A 20196-nucleotide genomic window follows, 5' to 3' on the forward strand; every position below is an offset into this window, starting at 1 on the left:
AAAACCCTCACCACACAAGTCCTCTCACCACATGAATTCCTAGCGAATGCCCGCCCCTGCCAGGGACTCAGGCGACCACTGTGCCTTGGACAGCGCATTGATGTAGTGGATGCCGCCGTACGGGCCAACCACGCCGTTGATGTTGTAGGAACCGCCAACCAGGTCGTAGATCATGTACGGCGTGGCGTCCGGAACCTGCTTGTCATAACTCTGGCTCAGGAAGGCGAAGGAACCACGGTAGAGCTGCCCACGGGAATCGTACTGGTCAGAGGCCAGAGCGACCCAGCTGTCTTCATCCAGATAGAAGCGGCGTTTCTGGTACACGTGACGTGCGCCGGACTTCAGGTTGCCCTCCACCACCCAGACGCGGTGTTTCTCCCAGCGCACCATATCCGGTGCCAGGTGGTTGGAGGTCGTCAGCGACTTCGGATCCTGGGCGTAGGTCAGTTTGTAGGTGTTATAGGGCACGATCATTTCCTGCTTGCCCACCAACTTCCAGTCATAGCGATCCAGCGCGCCGTTGAACACGAACACGTCGTCGTAGGTGCCGGTGCCGGCCGTACCTGGGTTAGGCGTGTCGTAGGCCAGGCTCGGGGCCAGCTTCACCCGGCGCTGGCCAGGCAGGTACTGCCAGGCGCGGCGCGGCATCTCGATGGCGTTGGTCGCGTCCTTGAGCATGATGGCTTCACCGGCGCGCCGCGCCGGGCCGGTGTAATACAGTTTCATCTGGTAGTACACGTCGGAGCTGGTGATGGGCTGCGACATGTTCTCGTAGATCGGGTAGTTGATGAACGCTTGAGCGGTGGTCGCCAGGCTGGCCACACCGGCCGAATCGACGTTCCAGGAGTCGTACTTGGCATTGATATTGACGCCCTGGTAGCGCAGCAGGAAGTTCCACATGGCCTCGGCGCCCGATTGCGGAATCGGGAACGGCACGCCCGGCAAGACGTTGTCGATGGCCAACCCGCCTTCGAGAGACTTGGCCCCGGACGCGTTCTTCACGCTGTTGTCCAGGACTGCCTGCGGCAGTACTACAGTGCGGTGGGTCGGATAAACATCGACGCGGTAGCTGGGAAATCGCTCGATCAACTTCGCCGTGGTGGCCGTGAGCATGCCCTGGTACTGGGCGAGGTTCTTGCCGTCGATCACCAGCACCGGCTTTTCACTGGCAAAGGGGTCCGGACGAAACGTATCGCCCGCCTTGAAGCTGGCCGGTGCGGTGGTCAGGCCGCCGCTATAGGCCGGAATGGAGCCATCGGCACTACCGGCCTTTTCGGCCCCCACCAGCGTCAGACTGGTGCCCAGCCTGGCCGCCTGTTCAGGGGACACTGCGGCGTGTACCGCTGTTGTGAAAACCATTGCCAGGGAAGTCGCCATCAAACTTTTCACGAACATCATTGCGTAGATCTCCTGCCCGGCACCCGGGCAATGCGAATGTTTAGAAAGTTTTGTTCAAGGTCAGGCCACAGCCAACTGACTTCGCCTCGGGCACGCACTACAAACGCTATGTTCATGCATTGACTTGTCTCCGTTTATTTTTGTTTTTATTCAAACAACATCAAATACTTCGATGACGCATTTTCCTGCCGGAACTTTTGTTAATAGCCTTTATTTAACTCAACCTTTGTAGCGAACACACGCCTGGCGTTGCTGGCCAAGTTTTTCAATACCCAGCGTAACAATGTCGTTTTCTTCAAGAAAAACCGGTGTGGGCTTGATACCCATCCCAACGCCTGGCGGCGTACCCGTGGTGATAATGTCGCCAGGGTAAAGTCGCATGAACTGGCTGATATACGCGACGATGGTGGGTACATCAAAAATCATCGTCGCCGTGTTGCCTGTTTGCCTGCGAACGTCATTCACATCCAGCCACATGGATAAGTTCTGTACGTCGCCTATCTCATCCCGGGTAATGAACCAAGGGCCAATCGGGCCAAAGCTATCGCAACTCTTTCCTTTATCCCAGGTACCCCCACGCTCCAATTGATAGGCTCTTTCCGAAACATCATTAACCAGGACGTAGCCCGCTACATACGCCAATGCATCCTTTTTTTCGAGGTAGGCGCCTTCGCTGCCAATAACAATGCCGAGTTCGACTTCCCAATCGGTTTTTTTACTATCGGGTGGAAGGATGATTTCATCATGGGGGCCCGTGACACAGGAGTTGGCTTTCATGAACACTATCGGTTCCGAGGGAATCGGCAGATTGGCCTCCTGTGCATGATCCCGGTAATTCAACCCGATCGCGAGGAACTTGCCGGTTACCCGCAGTGGCGTCCCCAACCTTGGACTCCCCTCCACGGCTGGGAGAGTCGATGGATCGATATCCTGTAGATGCGCCAGTGATGATGGCGTGAATGTACTTGCGTCGATGTCGCTGAGAATACCGCTCAGGTCCCTGATGATGTCCTGGCTATCGAGCAGGCCAGGCTTCTCCTTGCCCTTTTCTCCGAATCTTACCAGTCGCATAGTGTTGTCCCGATGTTGAAGTGGGGGGTGTCGTACTCAACGGCAAGTTCGCACGGCTTAAAGGACGGCTCCCCCATTGGGACTGATGACCTGCCCCACGAAATAGTGATCGCCTGCAAGGAACGTCGCCACGGAGGCATATTCATCGGTTGTCCCGAACCTGCCCGCCGGTATGACTTGCCAGAACCTGCGCCGGCCTTCCTCGCCGATGGAGTCGAGATACTCTTCAAAGAAGGGAGTCGACACCCCGCCCGGTGCCAAGGCATTGACCAGGATGTTGCCGCCGGCAACTTCCGCCGCGACCGATTTGGTGAAGGCAATGACGGCGCCCTTTGACGCGCTGTAGTGCGGACTGTGCGCGCTGATTGCCGACATCCCGGCGATCGAGGCAAGGTTCACGATGCGACCATAGCGTTGCTCCTGCATCAGCTTGAGCGCTTCGCGCGTGCAATAGAACATGCCGTGCACATTGACATCCCAGTACCGATGCCACTCCTCGTCGGTAATTTCACTGGTGAAACCCAGTGATTGCCTCGGTTGCGCAGTGGTGATGTAGGCGTAGTGCTTGTTGCGTCGTACCGCATCAGCGGCCCCGGTGGGCGCCAGCGCCGCGTTATTCACCAGAATGTGCAACGTGCCAAAACGCTGGACAATGTCGGCGAACATGGCGACCACCTGGCTGCTCGAGGAGATGTCGCAGTGCAGGGCCAAACAGTTGGCACCCGCCGCTTCAACGGCCTTGCGGGTTTCCTCCAGGGCGGGGATATCGATATCGCAGATGACAACATCCGCACCGGCCCGCGCGAAATGCCGGGCAATGGTTCCCCCCAGGCCTCGGCCCGCGCCGGTAATCAATACGACACGGCCTGCAAAGTTGCGCGTGCTTGCCTGCGCCATTTCAAATGGCGCGTGTTCAAGTTGCTCGTCCAATTGCATAAATGACTCCGGTATCTGGATGACGTGAGACAAGTATCTGCAGAAAACTAAATCCGCTTTTGACGATTTGGGGTAATAATTTTACATTTTGGGGTTGGCGGGTGTTTCAGCGCTCAAACATGGGCCCATAGAGGGACAACTTTGGCTTGGCCAATACACGGCGTAACATCGGCTCAAAGAAGCTCAAGGGTAAAGTTTCACCTTCGGGATCGAAGGCGGGACTGTCGTACAATTCGATAAATTCTGCCGTGCGCGCATAGTTCGACTGTTCCTTGAACATGTCGCGCATGTTGCGATCCATTCCAATGCGGTGAAAGAAATTATAACCCTGGAAAATTCCATGGTTCTGGATCATCCAGTGATTTTCTTCGCTGACAAAGGGTTTGAGGATGGCCGCCGCCACTTCGGAATGATTGTAGGTGCCCAGCGTATCACCGATGTCATGCAGTAACGCGCACACCACATACTCTTCATCGCGACCATCACGATAGGCGCGCGTAGCCGTTTGCAGGCAGTGATCCAGACGATCAATCGGAAAGCCGGAAAAATCACCCGAGAGCAAATTCATGTGCGCGATGATTCGATCAGGCAAAGCGCTGGCAAAGTTTTTAAATTCTGCAGATATGATATCCCAGTCTTCCTGGGTGCTTTGATCCATCCGGGTAAACAATGCAGTTGCACTCATTTAACGCTTCTCACAGGATGAGTTTCAGTTAAAGCGACATTCATGGGTTAAGTTAAAGTCGTCACTGGGTCCAAGACGACGTCTTACCCATCAGATCGCCCGGCGCATAAGGCTATAACTCTGAGCGGTAGGTCCTGCATCAGGCATATTTGCCAGGAACAAGGCCAGCGACACCACGTCTTCCGGGGTCTTGAACCACTCCCCCGGGGGAATCGCCGCATCACGCGTCATCTCGGTCTGTACAGGCCCTGGAATCAGTTCGTTGACGCTGATGTTGTATTCCAGCAACTCCACCGCGAGCGACTGGGTGAGCATCCACATGCCGCTCTTGGAGCAGGAGTAAGCCGAAAAACCGGGGGTGGCACGGTGGCGCTGGCCAGAACCGATCATGATGATTTTCCCGGCACCGCGCCGGCGCAGGTAAGGGATGGCGGCATGAGCGGTGTGGTAGGCACCGGTCAGGTTGATGTCGATGGTCTTGCGCCACTGCGCCGGGTCACTGTCCTCGATCCGTCGTTGCTCGATGGCGATGCCGGCGTTGGCGACCACGATATCGACGCCGCCGAATTCATCGCTGGCGCGCTGGTACAGGGCGGCGACTGCGGCGTAGTCACCCACGTCGACTGTCTGGGCGACAGCCTGGCCGTCTGCTTCGATGATCATGCGCACAGTCTCGGCTATTTCCGCCGTGCTGCGGGCACTGCAAACCACCGCGGCGCCGGCCTGCGCATAAGCCAGGGCAATGGCGCGGCCAATGCCACGGCCAGCGCCGGTGATGACGGCGACTTTACCCTTGAGCGGTTTTGAATGGATGTGATTCATCGTCTGCATTTCCTTACGGGATGTGAGAAGTGTTTTTTCAACGCGATTGATGGCAACTTGAGGATTCATGGCGGCGCAGGTCGTGGAGGTAATGGGACCTTGCGAAAGCAAACGCCAGAGCTGAGCCAATCGAGACTAACGGGACCCACTGCAACGCGCCGAGCAGGCCGATCCTGTCGGCGAGCAGGCCCGTCAGGTAGGGCCCTGGCGCGGCACCCAACAGGTTGCCGGCCAGCGCAAGGGTAGCGATCGCGGTTCCGTGAAGAGAGACGTGCACCAGATCGGTGACGATGGCGCCCGCTGAGCCATAAGTGCCAGCCGCAAAGAAAACGCCCGCGATGATCACCGCGAACTGTCCGGTGCCGGGTGGCAAGCGCATGCTGATCATCAGCAGCAGGCAGGAGCCCAGGCAGTAGAAAATGGCGGGCAACGTTTTGTTTTTGTCCGACTTGCGCCCCACCCAGTCAGTGAACACGCCGCACAGCCCCATGCCGAGCCCGCTGGCGATCAGTAACACTGCCGCCGCCAGTGCCGACTTGTCCGCGGGTAAATCGTAGTAGCGGTTCAGGTAACTGGGCATCCAGGCAATGATGGTGTAGGCGGTGAAGAGCTGAAGGCCACTGCCAACATAGGTGAACACCAGCGTCGGCGCGCCAAACAACGTCTTGAGAAGTGAGCGCAATCGAATTTTTTCAACACGTTTGCCTTCGACCGGCGACTCGACTAACTGAAGGGGCCTGTGCTGCGCCAGGCGTGTTTCAGTAATGGTGAATGCAAAGAACAGGATCAATAGAAACCCGAGCGCCGCCATGGCAATCAACGCGGCGCGCCAGCCAAAGTGATTCGCTATCACGCCGCTTGAGGCCAGGCCCAGTACCGAGCCAAACATGCCGGCAGAGGTAAAGGCCCCGGTCAGCGTGGCACGCATGGAAGACGGGAATACACTCAAGATAATTGCGAGCCCCACGCTGCCGTAGCCGGCCTCGCCAATACCGACAAACAGTCGGGCCAGCAGCAGCTGGTTATAGTGCTCTGCCAGTCCACAGGCCAAGGTGCTCAGGCTCCAGAACAGCGCCATGATCACCACACTTTTAACCCGCCCCCAGCGGTCCGCCATCAACGCGGCCGGAACAGCCAGCAAGCCAACCGCAAGCCCCACGATGCCACTGAGCAGGCCGAGTTGCGCATCGCTCAAGGCCCACTCGGCCTTCAGTTGTGGAAAGACTGCATTGAGTGCCTGTCGCGACATGTAATCGGACAGCATCAATGCGTAGATAACGATAAATACCAGCCAGCAATAGGCTCGCGGGCGTGAAATCCCACGCGCAGGATTCGCCGCAACCGATATGGAAAACTTCTCTGCCTGCATATCGCCCCCATTATTTTTATCCACGCAACTCAAGGGAATTGCGCACGGCTGCATCGGTACAACCGGGCAGGAAGGCGCTGGCGCCTTACTGCCCGTGCTCACGCTGAGGCGAACTATCGACCGTGGGCCGAGGGGACGATCGGGCCCGCAGTGCGGTTGGGCAGCATGCCGTTTGCAGCGAGCGTTTCGTCTGCATCCTTGTACCAGGTGCCGATGCGGTAGATTTGGCGCGCCTCTTTGCCGGTCGCAATTTCGCGGCCCAACTCTTTAGCCACACGCACGGTTTGCTTGACCTGATCCACTGAGCCGAAGCGCTGGCCATGTTGACCAATGATGGTGTCTTCGTTGCCGCAGCGCGGGTGCAAACCCATGGCCAATGCCATCATGTTGAACGGCAGCACATTCTTGAGCAGAGACTCGGCGGTCAATGTGCAAGCTTGCGGGACACGCTGTACGAAGTTCATGAAGTTGAACGGATTGGGCCCCTCAAATCCTCCACCTACCCCGATCCAGGTCAAATTCAAAGGACCGGTGTAGAGGCCTTTGCGCACCAGGCGCTGCAGGGTTTCCAGCGCGTGGATACCCGTTAACTGGAAGTGCGGCTGAATCCCGGAGGCCTGCAGGCGGCGCAGGTGCTCTGCCACCCAGGCAGGCCCTGCGGGCACTGTCATTTCGCTATAGGCTGCGCCGAGTAGCGGATTGCCCAGCGAAGTGCCCTCGATGTATTCGGGATAGAGCAACTCCATGATGTTCATCTGCGTGGTGTTGATCGCTACCGTTACCTGGTCGGGTTTCGGATCAAGGTCTGCCAGCATGTGGCGCGTGTCATCGGACAGCCACTTGGCAGCCTGGCCATCGTTTTCCGGGGCGAATGAAATCGAACCGCCGACCTGGATGATCATGTCCGGCACAGCCTCGCGCACACCGGCGATCAGCTCGTTGAATTTGGACAGGCGTTTCGATCCCTTGCCATCAAGTTCCCGCACATGCAGGTGCAGCACAGTGGCGCCAGCGTCGTAACACTCGACTGCCTTTTCGATGTGTTCTGCCATGGTGACAGGGATATCTTCCGGGAAGTCCTCAGGCATCCACTCGGGACCGTACGGGGCGACGGTAATAACTACTTTTTCCTGGTTTTCCGGGTGCAGCGAATCGTCTAGAAATTGCATTTTCTATCTCACTGTCAGCTAGTTGGATCGGATTGGAAAAAAGCTGTGTCTGCCCGTTCAGTAAGGCCGGTCACCGATGATCGTGGCGCGGTCCATCTGGCGATGGCACGGCGGGTAATCCATCACGGCGTAATGCTGGGTGCAGCGGTTGTCCCAGATGGCCATGCTGTTTTTCTTCCAGCGCCAGCGCACTTGATATTCAGGGATGTACGCCTGGCTGATCAGGTATTGCAGCAGGTCACCACCCGCCTGGTTGCAGTCCTGTCCGTAACGCACACGTTCCTTGGTGTGGTAATTCACGAAGTGCGTCGCAAAGGCATTGACGAACAGCACCTTTTCGCCGGTTTCAGGGTGAATGCGCACGACTGGATGCTCTGCATCCGGAAACTGGGCCTTCAGCGCATGGCGTTTTTCACGCGGCATCGCCGCGCCGAAACTCGACTGGATGCTATGACTGGCAATCAGGTCGCCGATCTGCGCCTTGACCTGATCCGGCAAGTTGTCATAGGCCAACACCATATTTGCCCACATCGTGTCACCGCCGACTGGCGGGCACTCCACGCAACGCAGTACGGCCCCCATGGGCGGTGCCTGGCGCCAGGTCGCATCGGTATGCCAAGTGTTCTCGTAGCGATCGAGCGGGACGTCCGGGCGCTTGTAGATTTGCACCAGGCCGGGCGCCTCGGGGTCGGTCGGCGCTACCGGGTGGTCCTCCAGATCGCCAAAGCGGCGTGCAAAGCTCGCATGCTCAGCCCGGGTAATGTCCTGATCACGCAAAAACAGCACCCGATGCTTGATCAACGCTTCGCGGATAAGCCCGAACACTTCATCGTCGTGGATGGCGTCGGCGACATTGACATCGATCAGCTCGGCACCGATGGAACAGGTCAGTTGTTCAACTCGCATGGCGACCTCCTCAGATCACAAAAATCGAGGAGCCTGTGGTTTTGCGCGCTTCCAGATCGCGATGGGCCTGCACCGCGTCCTGTAGCGCGTAACGCTGGTTGATCGGGATGTTGATGCGACCGGCTGCAACATGACCGAAGATTTCCGCAGCGAGTGCGGCCTTTTCCACCGGGTCGACGATGTAATCAGCCAGCGCCGGGCGGGTCAGGAAAGGCGAACCCTTGGTGGCAAGGATTTGCGGATCAAAGCCCGAGACCGGGCCGGAGGCGAAGCCCAGGCAAACGACCAGACCGCGCCGCTTGACCGAATTCAAAGAGGCGTCGAAGGTGTCTTTCCCCACGCTGTCGATCACCACGTTGACGCCAACGCCATCGGTCAATTCACGGACCCGCGCGGCCACGTCTTCGTGGCTGTAGTTGATCGTATGGTCACAACCATGGGCCCGCGCAATCTCGGCCTTGGCTTCGCTCGATACGGTGCCGATAACCGTCACACCGAGTAGCTTGGCCCACTGCGACACAATCAGTCCAACACCGCCAGCCGCCGCATGCATGAGGATGGTGTCGCCCGCTTTGAAGTCATGGATGCGACGCATCAGATAGGACGACGTCAGCCCGCGCATGGTCATCCCCGCCGCTGTTTCGCACGAAATGGAGTCGGGCAGCTTGATCAAGGGCGCCGCGGGTATCAGGCGCTCGGTGCTATAGGCGCCCAATGTGTTAAGGAAGCCGGTGTAGGTGACACGATCGCCGACCGCAACATTACTCACCCCTTCGCCAACGGCCTGGACTACGCCTGCGCCTTCCACGCCCATGCCGGCGGGAAGCGGCATCGGGTACAACCCGGAACGGAAATAGGTGTCGGCAAAATTCAGGCCCACCGCTTCATGACGCAATCGAACTTGCCCTGGACCCGGATCGCCAACCTCCATTTCTTCCCAGCGCAAAACATCCGGACCACCTGTTTCATTCATACGAATAACGTGTGCCAAATTGATTCTCCTCGAATACGAAATGCCGAATGTTTGCGCTCAATATCAGTGTGCTTAGCGCCACTCGTAGAAAAAGTATCCGCGAATGGCCTTTGTTGGACTTGACATTTCGGGGTATTTTTTTTACATCTCGAGGCAAAAATGGAGTTCCAATGCCGAGTTTGCTTAGAAGTTCAAGCCTGACGAATTTTATCGACGTTGCGATCTCCGTCGGACTCGACCCCTATCGACAGTTGCGCAAGGCAGGCATCACCGATGCCGCGTTGATGGACCCAAGCATCATGATCCCGGCGAAATCGGTCATGCACTTGCTGGAAGACTCTGCGTATGCGGCGAAGGTCGAAGACTTTGGCCTGCGCATGGGCCAAACCCGCCAGCTGGAAAACCTCGGTCCCCTGGCCATTGCCCTGCGCGAGGAGCAGACGCTGCGCAAAGCCTGGCAATCGTTGACACGTCGTCTCGGGCTCACCAACGAATCAATGGACTTGAGCATTGAAGAAGCCAACGGCGTGGCGATTTTCAGGCAGGAACTCACGGACAATATGGGGGGATCGGTAAGACAAGCCACCGAACTCGTCACGTGCGTGATTTTCCGAACGTTGAAACAACTGCTTGGCCCCACCTGGAAACCTCGCAGTGTCTGTTTCACGCACCAGGCGCCAGTCAATCTGGCGATGCACCGGCATGTGTTTGGACCATCGGTTCGGTTCAATCATGAATTCGACGGCATCGTATTGGCCACCACCGATTTGGATGCAGCGATCCAGTCGTATGACCCATTGATTGCGCGCCATGCCCGGGAATTCCTCGACGCCAAACTGGCCCAGTCCGACGTGACGATGCCTGACAAGGTGCGCAAACTGGTCTTCGCGCTATTGCCAACGGGCGAGTGCGTAGCCGCAAAACTGGCCCAGCAGCTTGGCGTGGACCGCAAGACCCTGTATCGCCACCTCGCCCATCACAATCAAACCTACTCATCCATTGTCGATGACGTTCGGGTCGATCTGGTAAACCGCTATGTCGTGAACCGCGAGCGACCGCTTTCAGAAGTCGCCATTCTTCTGGGCTTTTCTTCCTTGAGTGCCTTTTCCAGATGGTTCTCGGGTCGCTTTGGTTGCAGTGTGTCCGCATGGCGGCGGGAGAAGCAAAAAGCGTAGCCAACAAAAAAGAGCCTACCGCGAAAACGGTAGGCCCTTGATATTCATGGTGCCCGAAGCCGGAATCGAATAACACCTATTTTGACCAATGTTTACTGCACGATAAGGTAATGACACCCATCCTATATACCTACATGTATACTTAAAACCACAGCCTGACTCACCCTCACCTACCCATTGAGGGTGGATCAACATCTCGCAGTTTGGTGTCAGCTTTTCTTGCCCGATGGAGCGTTACCCCTGGCGCCGCCTGAGGGATTAGCCGTTGTGCTTGGCCAATTACCACCGTGCCCTGGATGACTCGAAGGGCCGCGCGAGGAACCGCTGGCTCCCTTGCTCGCCCTACCAGAATTGCTTGAGCTTTTACTACCTCCACTTTTGGACATGATGATCTCCTCGATTATGGGAACTGCCCATCAGGATTAGGCGATCACGGGCGCGCACCAACGCCCCACTTGTCCGGACCACTCCACTTCAACGAATCACGCCAGCCGGCGAGAAAGGAAGAAGATAGAGGCATGGCGGCAGCTTAAACCTGGATCAGAAGGCTAGCCTGCTGCGAATCAATAGTTGGGATCTGCCCCGAGCCCTGTGAATGTAAAAGCCAAGCCCGAGTCAGCTTCACGTCGAAGCGCCAGCCGTGGGTTTCCATCCATACAACCGCTGTATGGGTAACTCGATAGTGTCCGCATTCTGGACATGCTCTTTCCTGGTAATCATCACCAACATCGACCTCCGAAGCAGGCTCAAAGCAAATTAGGCATTCCATATCTACCTCCATTGGCTAAGCCTTTAAATATAGACGATTCCCACCCCTCCACCGCCCGGGCATGACCCGGCATAGGACGCCCCATGCCCACAGAAAACAAACCGGCCGAGCCGTTCCAGCGCGAAGAACGCTATATCGTCATCAAGCGCAGCGACATTGAGCGACTCTCTCCAGGAGATCGCCGGGTACGTCGCCGAAAAATACCTGGTCGACGTCGCGCCAACCAAGAAACCAGCAACGCAAAAGGACAACGTCAGGGAAATGAAAAACCTGATGGCATTCTTCGACGACCCACCGGCCCCGCTCGAAACGATCCAGCCGCTGCATGTCCGCCAATACCTGACCTGGTGCAAGGCCGCGCCGGTACGTGCCAACAGGGAGAAGGCCCTGCTCAGCGCAATCTGGAACTTCGCCCGGGATATCGGCTGTACCGCGCTCGCCAACCCTTGCGTATGAATCAAGGGCTATAAGGAGACGGGACGGGGCATCTACATCGAGGACGCACTGTTCAAGCGCGTGTACGAGAAAGCGGATGCCGGCCTACGGCATGCGATGGACTTCAGCTATTTGACTGGCCAGCGGGTTACCGACACTCGATTGTTGGATGAGCGAGACGTTCGCGAAGGTCAGATATGGGTGCTGCAGGGCAAGACAAACGCAAAGCGGCGAATTGAAATCACTGGCGAGCTAAGGGTTTTGATTGATCGAATCATGTCCCGGAAGTCAGAACACAAGGTCCGCTCGACGCGGCTGATCGTTTCTGAGGATGGCACACCAATGTCGGTGGCGATGCTACAGGGGAGATTTGACTTGGCCAGGGAAGCGGCCGGGGTCGAAAAGTCCGAGTTCCAAATGCGCGACTTGCGCGCCAAAGCCAGTACGGACAAAGCCAAATCAAGCGGCGATATTTTGCAGGCTAGGGATCAACTTGGGCATACGACCGTCGTAATGACGAGTCTCGCCAACCAAGTGAATTGCGGACCAATCCAATAATTGCGGACCAGAAACGAACAAGGGCTTGCTTAGCTTCCGCTCGCAAACCCTTGAAATATATGGTGCCCGAAGCCGGAATCGAACCGGCACGCCCTTACGAGCGGGGGATTTTAAGTCCCATGCGTCTACCAGTTTCGCCATTCGGGCGGTAGCGCGGTGAAGCAGAGGGGGGAATATATACATCCCGACCGAGTGAAGCAAGTTTGCAACGGTGTTTTTCGAACACTGCCCGCAGTCGGCTGCGAAAAAAAAAGCGCCTTAAATCATGCATCTACGGTGATTTTCTACAGCATCTCGCAGAATCGATAGCGCACTTGCACCCAAGGCATCACGAAAACGACATTATCTCCCAATGTTTCAAAAGCCAGCGCAATCCCACCTTTCCAGTGCGCCCGCTCGCTGCCATGCCAGACAACCCCGAAACCTGATCTATGCTGGTGCCAGCAGCGCCGCTGTTTGGCTTAGCAATGCGGCGCTACCCACATTATCCTTACCCCTTTCATGAACCCGTTTGAATTGGCGTGGGCAGGCTGCTGCGGTCGCCATTTAAGGCCTTAATGTATGACGTCTTCCACGAAGCACGCACCCGATGCCCCCCAGCGCAGAGAGTTGACCCCCAGTACCCTGGACTTTCCTGTGGTAGGCATCGGCGCTTCCGCCGGCGGGCTTCAGGCCGTGAAGTCATTTTTTCAACACATGCCCGATGACAGCGGCATGGCCTTCGTGGTGATTCTTCATTTGTCACCGGATCACCACAGCATCGTCGACCGGATCATTCAGGATGTCACTGCGATGCCGGTGCTGCAGGTGACCGAAACGACTGATATCAAGAAGAACACCGTCTACGTCATCCCGCCTGCGCACCACCTGGCAATGAGCGATGGACACCTGTCGGTGACTTCGACCGATCGGCACCCTGGCTTGAGCATCGCCATCGACCTGTTCTTCAGGGACCTGGCGGATGTGCACAAGGAACGCGCCTTTTGCCTGGTGCTTTCGGGCACTGGTTCTGATGGCGCGGTGGGGTTGTCGCGAATCAAGGAGCAAGGCGGCGTCACGTTGGTGCAGGCACCCGAAGATGCCGAGTTCGACGGCATGCCGCGCGCGGCCATCGACACCCGGATGGTCGACCTGGTGCTGCCGGTGGTGCAAATGCCGGAAAAGCTGCTGGAGTTGTGGCGCAACTCGCAAGCCATTCGCCTGCCGAACGCCAACGATCCTGACGCCAGTATCGGCCCGGCTCCCGGCGAGCGCGACGCCGCCGTCGCGGAACAACGGCTGCAGGACATACTGCTACAACTGCGGGCAGGCACTGGCCATGACTTCAAGCACTACAAGCGCGCGACGGTGTTGCGCCGCATCGAGCGGCGCCTGCAAGTGACCGCGCAACCGGATCTGGCCGCCTATTACCAGTACCTGCAGGCTCATCCGCAAGAAACCAGGGAACTGCTGTGCGACATGCTGATCGGCGTGACCAATTTCTTTCGCGACCGCGAAGCCTTCCAGGCGCTGGAGCGCGATGTCGTACCGAGCCTGCTCAAATCGTTGGGGCCACAGCGTGACGAGATACGCGTCTGGTCGGCAGGCTGCTCGACGGGCGAAGAAGCCTACAGCCTGGCGATGATGTTGACCGAACAGCTGGCGCAGCATGACAGCCCCGCCAAGCTGCAAGTCTTCGCCACGGATATCGATGACCGGGCCATCGCCTTCGGTCGCAACGGCGTCTATCCCGAAGCGATCGCAACCGACGTCCCGCCGTCATACATGCGCCAGTACTTCAGCCGCGAACAACAGCACTTTCGCGTGCGCAAGGAAGTCCGCGAGAAAGTGCTGTTCGCCAAGCACAGCCTGTTGCTGGACCCGCCGTTTTCGCAAATCGACCTGATCGTCTGCAGGAACCTGCTGATTTACCTCGACCGCGACGTACAACGCGACATCATGCAAATGTTCCATTTCGCCTTGCGCCCGGGCGGCTACCTGTTCCTGGGGACCTCCGAGTCCGCTGACGCTTGCCTGGACCTGTTCACCCCCGTGGACAAACGCAACCGCATCTTCCGCGCCAAGAGTGGCCTGACCCATACCCGACGGGCACCGGCCATGCCTCGCGGTGGCTACGTGCGCACGACCATCGCCAGCAGCCCCGTCGTCGCTCAATCCGCACGCAAGACGTCCTATGCCGATATCCATTTGCGCGCCCTGGAAAAGGCCGCGCCGCCGAGCATCATCGTCGATGCCAATGCCAATATCCTGCACATCACCGAAGGTGCTGGGCGCTTCCTGCGTTATGTGGCGGGCGAGTTGTCGCGCAACTTGCTGACGCTGGCCCATCCGGACCTGCGACTGGAGATCCGCACCACGCTGTTTCAGGTGCAGCAGGCCGGCACGCCAGCGACCTCGCGCAAAGTGCGAATCGAGCGTGAGCGGCGCAGCTATCTGGTCGACCTGACCGCTCACCCCTACAAGGACGACGAGACCGAAAACGAATACGTCCTGGTGATCTTTGAGGAGCGCGAAGTCGAGCCTCAGGACTCGCTCGCCAGCGTCTCTGGCCAGACCGAAAACCGGATGTTGAGCAATCTCGAACAAGAGCTGCAACGTACCAAGCTGCATTTGCAGGAGACCATCGAGCAATCGGAGGTCTCCAGCGAAGAGCTCAAGGCGTCCAACGAAGAAATGCAGGCCATCAACGAGGAGTTGCGTTCAGCTACCGAAGAGCTGGAGACCAGCAAGGAAGAGCTGCAGTCGATCAACGAGGAACTGCTGACGGTCAACTACGAGCTCAAAACCAAGGTTGAAGAAACCGACAAGATCAACGACTACCTTTCCAACCTGATTACCTCCACCGACATCGCCACGGTGTTCGTCGATCGCAACATGCGCATCCGCTGGTTCACCCCCAGGGCCACGGACATCTTCAGCATGCTGCCGGTCGACACCGGGCGCTCGTTGATGGACATCACCCACCGCCTCGATTACCCGCAGATGGCCGAGGACGCGGCGACCGTCTTCGAATCGCTGAACATGATCGAGCGCGAGGTCAGCAGCAACGACCAACGCTGGTACATCGCCCGATTGCTGCCCTATCGTTCCAGCGAGGATCATATCGACGGCACGGTGCTGACCTTCATCGACATCAGCAAGCGGCGCGCCGCCGAAGACGAGCTGCGCCTGGGTGAGGAACGCATGCGTCTGGTGGCGCAAAGCACCCACGACTTCGCGATCATCATTCTCGACGAGCATGGTGTGATTACCGACTGGAACACCGGCGCGCAGCTGATTTTCGGTTACGCCAAGGACGAAGTGCTCGGCGCCTGCTATGACCTGATCTTCACTCCCGAGGACCGCGCCGAGGGCGTGCCTGAAGCCGAACTTGCGGCGGCACGCAAACATGGGCGCGGCGAAGACGAGCGCTGGCACTTGCGCAAGGACGGCAGCCGCTTCTATTGCAGTGGCGAAGTCGCCTTGCTCAAGGGGGAAAGCCTGCAGGGCTACGTGAAGATTGCCCGCGACCTCACCGGTCACAAGCGCATGCACGACCAACAAAGCCAGCAACTGGCCGACACCCAGACCAGCAGTCACCTCAAGGACGAGTTCTTTGCGGTGATGTCCCACGAACTCAAGCACCCGCTCAATCTCATCCAGCTCAATGCCGAACTGCTGCGGCGCCTGCCGATGACCAAATCCGCCGGGCCGGCGATGAAAGCCGTGAACACCATCTGCGATGCGGTCGCCAGCCAGGCGCGGATCATCGACGACCTGCTGGACGTCGCCCGGGTACGCACCGGCAAGCTCAAGCTGAAAAAACAGGCAGTGGACCTGGGACGAATTCTCCAGGATATCTACACCGTGGTGATCAATGACCAGCATCCGTGCGAGGTCACGCTGCAGCTGCCCCAGCCTCCCGAGCCGCCCCTGGTGGTCGATGCCGACAGCACACGCCTGGAGCAGATCATCTGGAACCTGCTCAACAATGCACTGAAGTTCACGCCCAGGGATGGCCGCATCGAGCTGATCGCCCATCGTGTCGAGAACATGGCGCAACTGGACGTCATCGACAGCGGCGTGGGGCTCGAGCAGGACAATCTGCACAAGGTGTTCGATCTCTTCAGCCAGGCGGACAACCAGCATGCCAGCCATCAGCGCGAAGGCCTGGGCATTGGCCTGTCTTTGGTGCGGCAACTGGTGGAAGCCCACGGCGGTTCGGTGAATGTACATTCCGCAGGCCTGGGACGGGGATGCAGGTTTACCGTCCTGTTGCCACTGTGCCAGGCGCCACAGCACGCCAACGAGCAACCGCATGGGCCGGGTGAGTCGGGGCGACTGATCGGCCAGAAAGTGCTGCTGGTGGAAGACTCCAAGGACGTCATGGAAGTCCTGCAGACGTTGCTGGAAATGGAGGATGCTCACGTCGATGCCTTCAGCGATCCGCACAAGGCCCTGAAAGCGGCCAGGGACAGCAGCTACGACGTGATCATCTCGGACATCGGCATGCCGCTCATGAATGGCCATCAGTTCATCCGGGCCATCCGTCAGATTTCCCACCTGAAACACACACCGGCCATTGCCTTGACGGGCTATGCCACCAGCAGCGACGAGAAAAAAGCCAGGCAATCGGGTTTCAATTACCACGTGAGCAAGCCAGTGTCCCACGATGACTTCCTCGACATCATTGGCGAGGCCTGTCATTCACGGCGCTTTTGAAACGCCCAAAAAAGCAATCGGCCCGGTACGTCAAAGGCACCCGGGCTAAGGCGATGAACCTGAGAGCACCGAAGGTATCCGGTGCCCAGCGTCATCGTTGACGACCATCGCGCGCAAGCTTCGCGCCTACAAGGCCGGCTATCAAGCGGCCTCGCAATCCTCAATACCTTCTCGAGCGGAGCCCGTCAGGCGCTCCGCGGTCTTCTGACGAACAAAAATCAACCATGTGTCGACAATATAGTTGCATTAAGCGAATTATCCTTTTAGATTTCGCATCTAAATAGCAATGTGTCGACAATCAACGATTTTATAGTTTTGCAGGAGCAGGTTCTTTTCGGTGCAGCCACGGGTGGTCACCCTCGGTGAAAACCGAATCCCTGCTTTTGCTTTTTTCCCGGGAATGGACTGTCCCACTACCCCACCTCGCGTGCCATTACCCCCGCAGGAGATTGCCGTGCTCCAAGCCTATGACCGTCACGTACAAGAGCGCGCCGAGGAAGGCTTGCCGCCCCTCGCGCTGAACGCCGAACAAACCGCAGGCCTGGTCGAGCTGCTGAAAAATCCCCCGGTGGGTAAAGAGGCAGTCCTCGTCGACCTGATCACCCATCGCGTGCCGCCAGGCGTGGATGAAGCGGCCTATGTCAAGGCAGGCTTCCTGTCCGCCATCGCCAAGGCCGAAGCCAGATCCCCCCTGATCGACAAGCAGCGCGCTGTAGAACTGCTGGGCACCATGCAAGGTGGCTACAACATCGCCACCTTGGTCGAACTGCTGGACGATGCAGAATTGGCCGCCGTTGCCGCCGGACAACTGAAGCACACCCTGCTGATGTTCGACGCCTTCCATGACGTCGCTGCAAAAGCCAAGGCTGGCAACCCGCATGCCCAAGCCGTAGTGCAATCCTGGGCTGACGGCGAGTGGTTCACCGCCCGCCCGGCCATCGAAGAAAAGTACAGCTTGAGTGTGTTCAAGGTGCCAGGCGAAACCAACACCGACGACCTGTCCCCTGCCCCGGACGCCTGGTCGCGCCCGGACATCCCGTTGCACGCCCGGGCCATGCTGAAAATGGCCCGTGACGGCATCGTGCCGCAAGAGCCTGGCGCCATTGGCCCGCTCAAGCAGATCGACGCCGTCAAGGCCCAGGGTTTCCCGGTGGCCTACGTCGGTGACGTGGTGGGTACCGGCTCCTCGCGAAAATCGGCGACCAACTCCGTGCTGTGGTTCTTCGGCGACGACATCCCGTACGTACCGAACAAACGCGCCGGTGGTTTCTGCTTCGGTAACAAGATTGCCCCGATCTTCTACAACACCATGGAAGACGCCGGCGCACTGCCGATCGAGTTCGATGTTTCGAAACTGCACATGGGCGACGTGATCGACGTCTACCCGCACGCCGGCAAAGTCTGCAAGCACGGCACCCAAGACGTTATCACCACCTTCGAATTGAAGACCCCGGTGCTGTTGGACGAAGTACGCGCTGGCGGCCGTATCCCTCTGATCATCGGACGTGGCCTGACCGAGAAAGCCCGCGCCGAGCTGGGCCTGCCTCCTTCGGACCTGTTTAAAACGCCTGAAGCACCGGTTCAAAGCACCAAGGGTTTCACCTTGGCGCAGAAAATGGTCGGCAAGGCGTGTGGCGTGACCGGCATCCGCCCGGGCACCTACTGCGAACCGAAAATGACCACCGTCGGCTCCCAGGACACCACAGGCCCCATGACCCGTGACGAGCTCAAAGACCTGGCGTGCCTGGGCTTCTCGGCTGAGCTGGTGATGCAGTCGTTCTGCCACACCGCGGCGTACCCCAAGCCTGTGGATGTGAAAACCCATCACACCCTGCCGGACTTCATGCGCACCCGCGGCGGCGTTTCGTTGAAAGTTGGCGACGGCATCATCCACAGCTGGCTCAACCGCATGCTGCTACCGGATACCGTCGGCACCGGTGGCGACTCCCACACCCGTTTTCCGATCGGCATCTCGTTCCCGGCCGGTTCCGGGCTGGTCGCCTTCGCCGCCGCCACCGGCGTCATGCCGCTGGACATGCCGGAGTCGGTGCTGGTGCGCTTCAAGGGTAAGCTGCAACCAGGTATCACCCTGCGTGACCTGGTGCATGCCATCCCCTATTACGCCATCCAGCAAGGTCTGCTGACTGTCGAGAAGAAAGGCAAGATCAACGCCTTCTCCGGACGCATCCTGGAAATCGAAGGCCTGGACGAACTGACCGTCGAACAAGCCTTCGAACTGTCCGATGCCTCGGCTGAACGCTCCGCCGCAGGCTGCACCATCAAGCTGCCTGAAAAGGCCATTGCCGAGTACCTGCGCTCGAACATCACCTTGCTGCGCTGGATGGTCAGCACAGGCTACGGCGATGCACGCACCCTGGAGCGTCGTGCACAAGCAATGGAAGCCTGGCTGGCCAACCCTGAGCTGCTGGAAGCGGACGAGGACGCCGAATACGCCGAGATCATCGAGATCGACCTGGCCGACATCAAGGAGCCGGTACTCTGCGCACCGAACGACCCGGACGACGCTCGCCTGCTGTCGACCGTTCAGGGCCAGGTCATTGACGAAGTGTTCATCGGCTCCTGCATGACCAACATCGGTCACTTCCGCGCTGCCGGCAAGCTGCTGGAAAAGGTCAAGGGCAGCCTCCCTACCCGACTATGGCTGGCCCCGCCAACCAAGATGGACGCTCACCAACTGACCGAGGAAGGCTACTACGGCATTTACGACAAGGCCGGTGCGCGCATGGAAATGCCAGGCTGCTCGCTGTGCATGGGCAACCAGGCGCGAGTGCAGACCGGCTCGACCGTGGTCTCGACGTCGACCCGCAACTTTCCGAACCGACTGGGCGACGCCACGAACGTCTACCTGGCCTCGGCCGAGCTGGCCGCCGTGGCCTCGATCCTGGGCAGGCTGCCAACCTTCGAAGAGTACATGGAGTACGCGAACAACATCGACAGCATGGCGGCCGACGTTTACCGCTACCTCAGCTTCGATCAAATCGCCGAGTACCGTGAAGCGGCAGTGAACAGTCATATCCCGGTCGTCCAAGCGTAGCGCGTAATAGGCTTGGTCTTCAAAGCGCCGACAACCCTGTCGGCGCTTTGCTGATGAGCGCACCTTTTGGGACACTCATTTGTGGCCGCTTTGATGGGTTGCGGAACACATGCCAAAAATTGCGGAAACTTTCACTTTCCCGAGGGCAATAAAAAACCCCGTAGATCATTGATC

At 58.4% G+C, this 20196-nt stretch carries 12 protein-coding genes, 1 tRNA gene and 1 pseudogene; 4 read left to right on the forward strand and 10 right to left on the reverse strand.

The window, feature by feature from the left end; all coding sequences use genetic code 11:
* Positions 1-39 precede the first annotated feature (39 nt).
* The 9 genes from HGP31_RS16845 to HGP31_RS16885 all read right to left on the reverse strand — a co-directional run bounded on the left by HGP31_RS16845 (position 40) and on the right by HGP31_RS16885 (position 9347).
* Entirely contained in the window at positions 40-1398 is a 1359-nt protein-coding gene (locus tag HGP31_RS16845; protein WP_168758254.1) for a DUF1329 domain-containing protein, read from the reverse strand.
* A gap of 219 nt (positions 1399-1617) precedes the next feature.
* Positions 1618-2469, reverse strand: coding sequence for a fumarylacetoacetate hydrolase family protein (locus HGP31_RS16850; protein ID WP_168758255.1), 852 nt, complete (start codon positions 2467-2469; stop codon positions 1618-1620).
* Between the two features lie 57 nt (positions 2470-2526).
* Positions 2527-3405 (reverse strand): SDR family NAD(P)-dependent oxidoreductase, encoded by an 879-nt coding sequence (locus HGP31_RS16855; RefSeq protein ID WP_020799095.1) that lies wholly within the window; start codon positions 3403-3405, stop codon positions 2527-2529.
* A gap of 106 nt (positions 3406-3511) precedes the next feature.
* Complete coding sequence (locus tag HGP31_RS16860) at positions 3512-4090, reverse strand: HD domain-containing protein (protein WP_168758256.1); 579 nt, start codon at positions 4088-4090, stop codon at positions 3512-3514.
* Positions 4091-4180: 90 nt separating this feature from the next.
* Positions 4181-4912 (reverse strand): SDR family NAD(P)-dependent oxidoreductase, encoded by a 732-nt coding sequence (locus tag HGP31_RS16865; RefSeq protein ID WP_020799097.1) that lies wholly within the window; start codon positions 4910-4912, stop codon positions 4181-4183.
* Positions 4913-4949: 37 nt separating this feature from the next.
* Entirely contained in the window at positions 4950-6281 is a 1332-nt protein-coding gene (locus HGP31_RS16870) for an MFS transporter (protein WP_083349212.1), read from the reverse strand.
* 113 nt (positions 6282-6394) lie between these two features.
* Positions 6395-7450, reverse strand: a complete 1056-nt coding sequence (locus tag HGP31_RS16875; protein WP_033040775.1) for a beta-keto acid cleavage family enzyme — start codon at positions 7448-7450, stop codon at positions 6395-6397.
* A 57-nt stretch (positions 7451-7507) separates the two neighbouring features.
* On the reverse strand, positions 7508-8356 hold the full coding sequence (locus tag HGP31_RS16880; protein WP_020799100.1) for a TauD/TfdA dioxygenase family protein: 849 nt from the start codon (positions 8354-8356) through the stop codon (positions 7508-7510).
* Positions 8357-8366: 10 nt separating this feature from the next.
* Positions 8367-9347: a quinone oxidoreductase family protein gene (locus tag HGP31_RS16885; RefSeq protein WP_020799101.1), complete on the reverse strand. Its 981-nt coding sequence runs from the start codon at positions 9345-9347 to the stop codon at positions 8367-8369.
* A 29-nt stretch (positions 9348-9376) separates the two neighbouring features.
* On the opposite strand from HGP31_RS16885, the gene HGP31_RS16890 reads away from it, so the two are divergent.
* Complete coding sequence (locus tag HGP31_RS16890) at positions 9377-10504, forward strand: AraC family transcriptional regulator (protein WP_240963487.1); 1128 nt, start codon at positions 9377-9379, stop codon at positions 10502-10504.
* Positions 10505-11459: 955 nt separating this feature from the next.
* Positions 11460-12266, forward strand: a pseudogene (locus HGP31_RS30555) (tyrosine-type recombinase/integrase); the annotation flags it as partial.
* A gap of 60 nt (positions 12267-12326) precedes the next feature.
* Here the strand turns inward: HGP31_RS30555 and HGP31_RS16905 are convergent.
* A tRNA-Leu gene (locus HGP31_RS16905) sits at positions 12327-12413 on the reverse strand.
* Positions 12414-12827: 414 nt separating this feature from the next.
* On the opposite strand from HGP31_RS16905, the gene HGP31_RS16910 reads away from it, so the two are divergent.
* Both HGP31_RS16910 and acnB read left to right on the forward strand, forming a co-directional pair.
* Entirely contained in the window at positions 12828-16967 is a 4140-nt protein-coding gene (locus HGP31_RS16910) for a CheR family methyltransferase (protein WP_168758258.1), read from the forward strand.
* A 454-nt stretch (positions 16968-17421) separates the two neighbouring features.
* Entirely contained in the window at positions 17422-20022 is a 2601-nt protein-coding gene (gene acnB / locus HGP31_RS16915) for a bifunctional aconitate hydratase 2/2-methylisocitrate dehydratase (protein WP_168758259.1), read from the forward strand.
* Positions 20023-20196: the final 174 nt, after the last annotated feature.

It is taken from the genome of Pseudomonas umsongensis, assembly GCF_012647205.1.
Classification (GTDB): Bacteria; Pseudomonadota; Gammaproteobacteria; order Pseudomonadales; family Pseudomonadaceae; genus Aquipseudomonas; species Aquipseudomonas umsongensis.

What these genes read in the sequence shown, in the direction of transcription:
- HGP31_RS16875 (WP_033040775.1), bottom strand. Translation starts at nt 7,450, where the DNA reads ATGCAATTTCTAGACGATTCGCTGCACCCGGAAAACCAGGAAAAAGTA.
- HGP31_RS16860 (WP_168758256.1), bottom strand. Translation starts at nt 4,090, where the DNA reads ATGAGTGCAACTGCATTGTTTACCCGGATGGATCAAAGCACCCAGGAA.
- HGP31_RS16865 (WP_020799097.1), bottom strand. Translation starts at nt 4,912, where the DNA reads ATGAATCACATCCATTCAAAACCGCTCAAGGGTAAAGTCGCCGTCATC.
- HGP31_RS16890 (WP_240963487.1), top strand. Translation starts at nt 9,377, where the DNA reads ATGTTTGCGCTCAATATCAGTGTGCTTAGCGCCACTCGTAGAAAAAGT.
- HGP31_RS16880 (WP_020799100.1), bottom strand. Translation starts at nt 8,356, where the DNA reads ATGCGAGTTGAACAACTGACCTGTTCCATCGGTGCCGAGCTGATCGAT.
- HGP31_RS16870 (WP_083349212.1), bottom strand. Translation starts at nt 6,281, where the DNA reads ATGCAGGCAGAGAAGTTTTCCATATCGGTTGCGGCGAATCCTGCGCGT.
- HGP31_RS16845 (WP_168758254.1), bottom strand. Translation starts at nt 1,398, where the DNA reads ATGATGTTCGTGAAAAGTTTGATGGCGACTTCCCTGGCAATGGTTTTC.
- HGP31_RS16910 (WP_168758258.1), top strand. Translation starts at nt 12,828, where the DNA reads ATGACGTCTTCCACGAAGCACGCACCCGATGCCCCCCAGCGCAGAGAG.
- HGP31_RS16850 (WP_168758255.1), bottom strand. Translation starts at nt 2,469, where the DNA reads ATGCGACTGGTAAGATTCGGAGAAAAGGGCAAGGAGAAGCCTGGCCTG.
- HGP31_RS16855 (WP_020799095.1), bottom strand. Translation starts at nt 3,405, where the DNA reads ATGCAATTGGACGAGCAACTTGAACACGCGCCATTTGAAATGGCGCAG.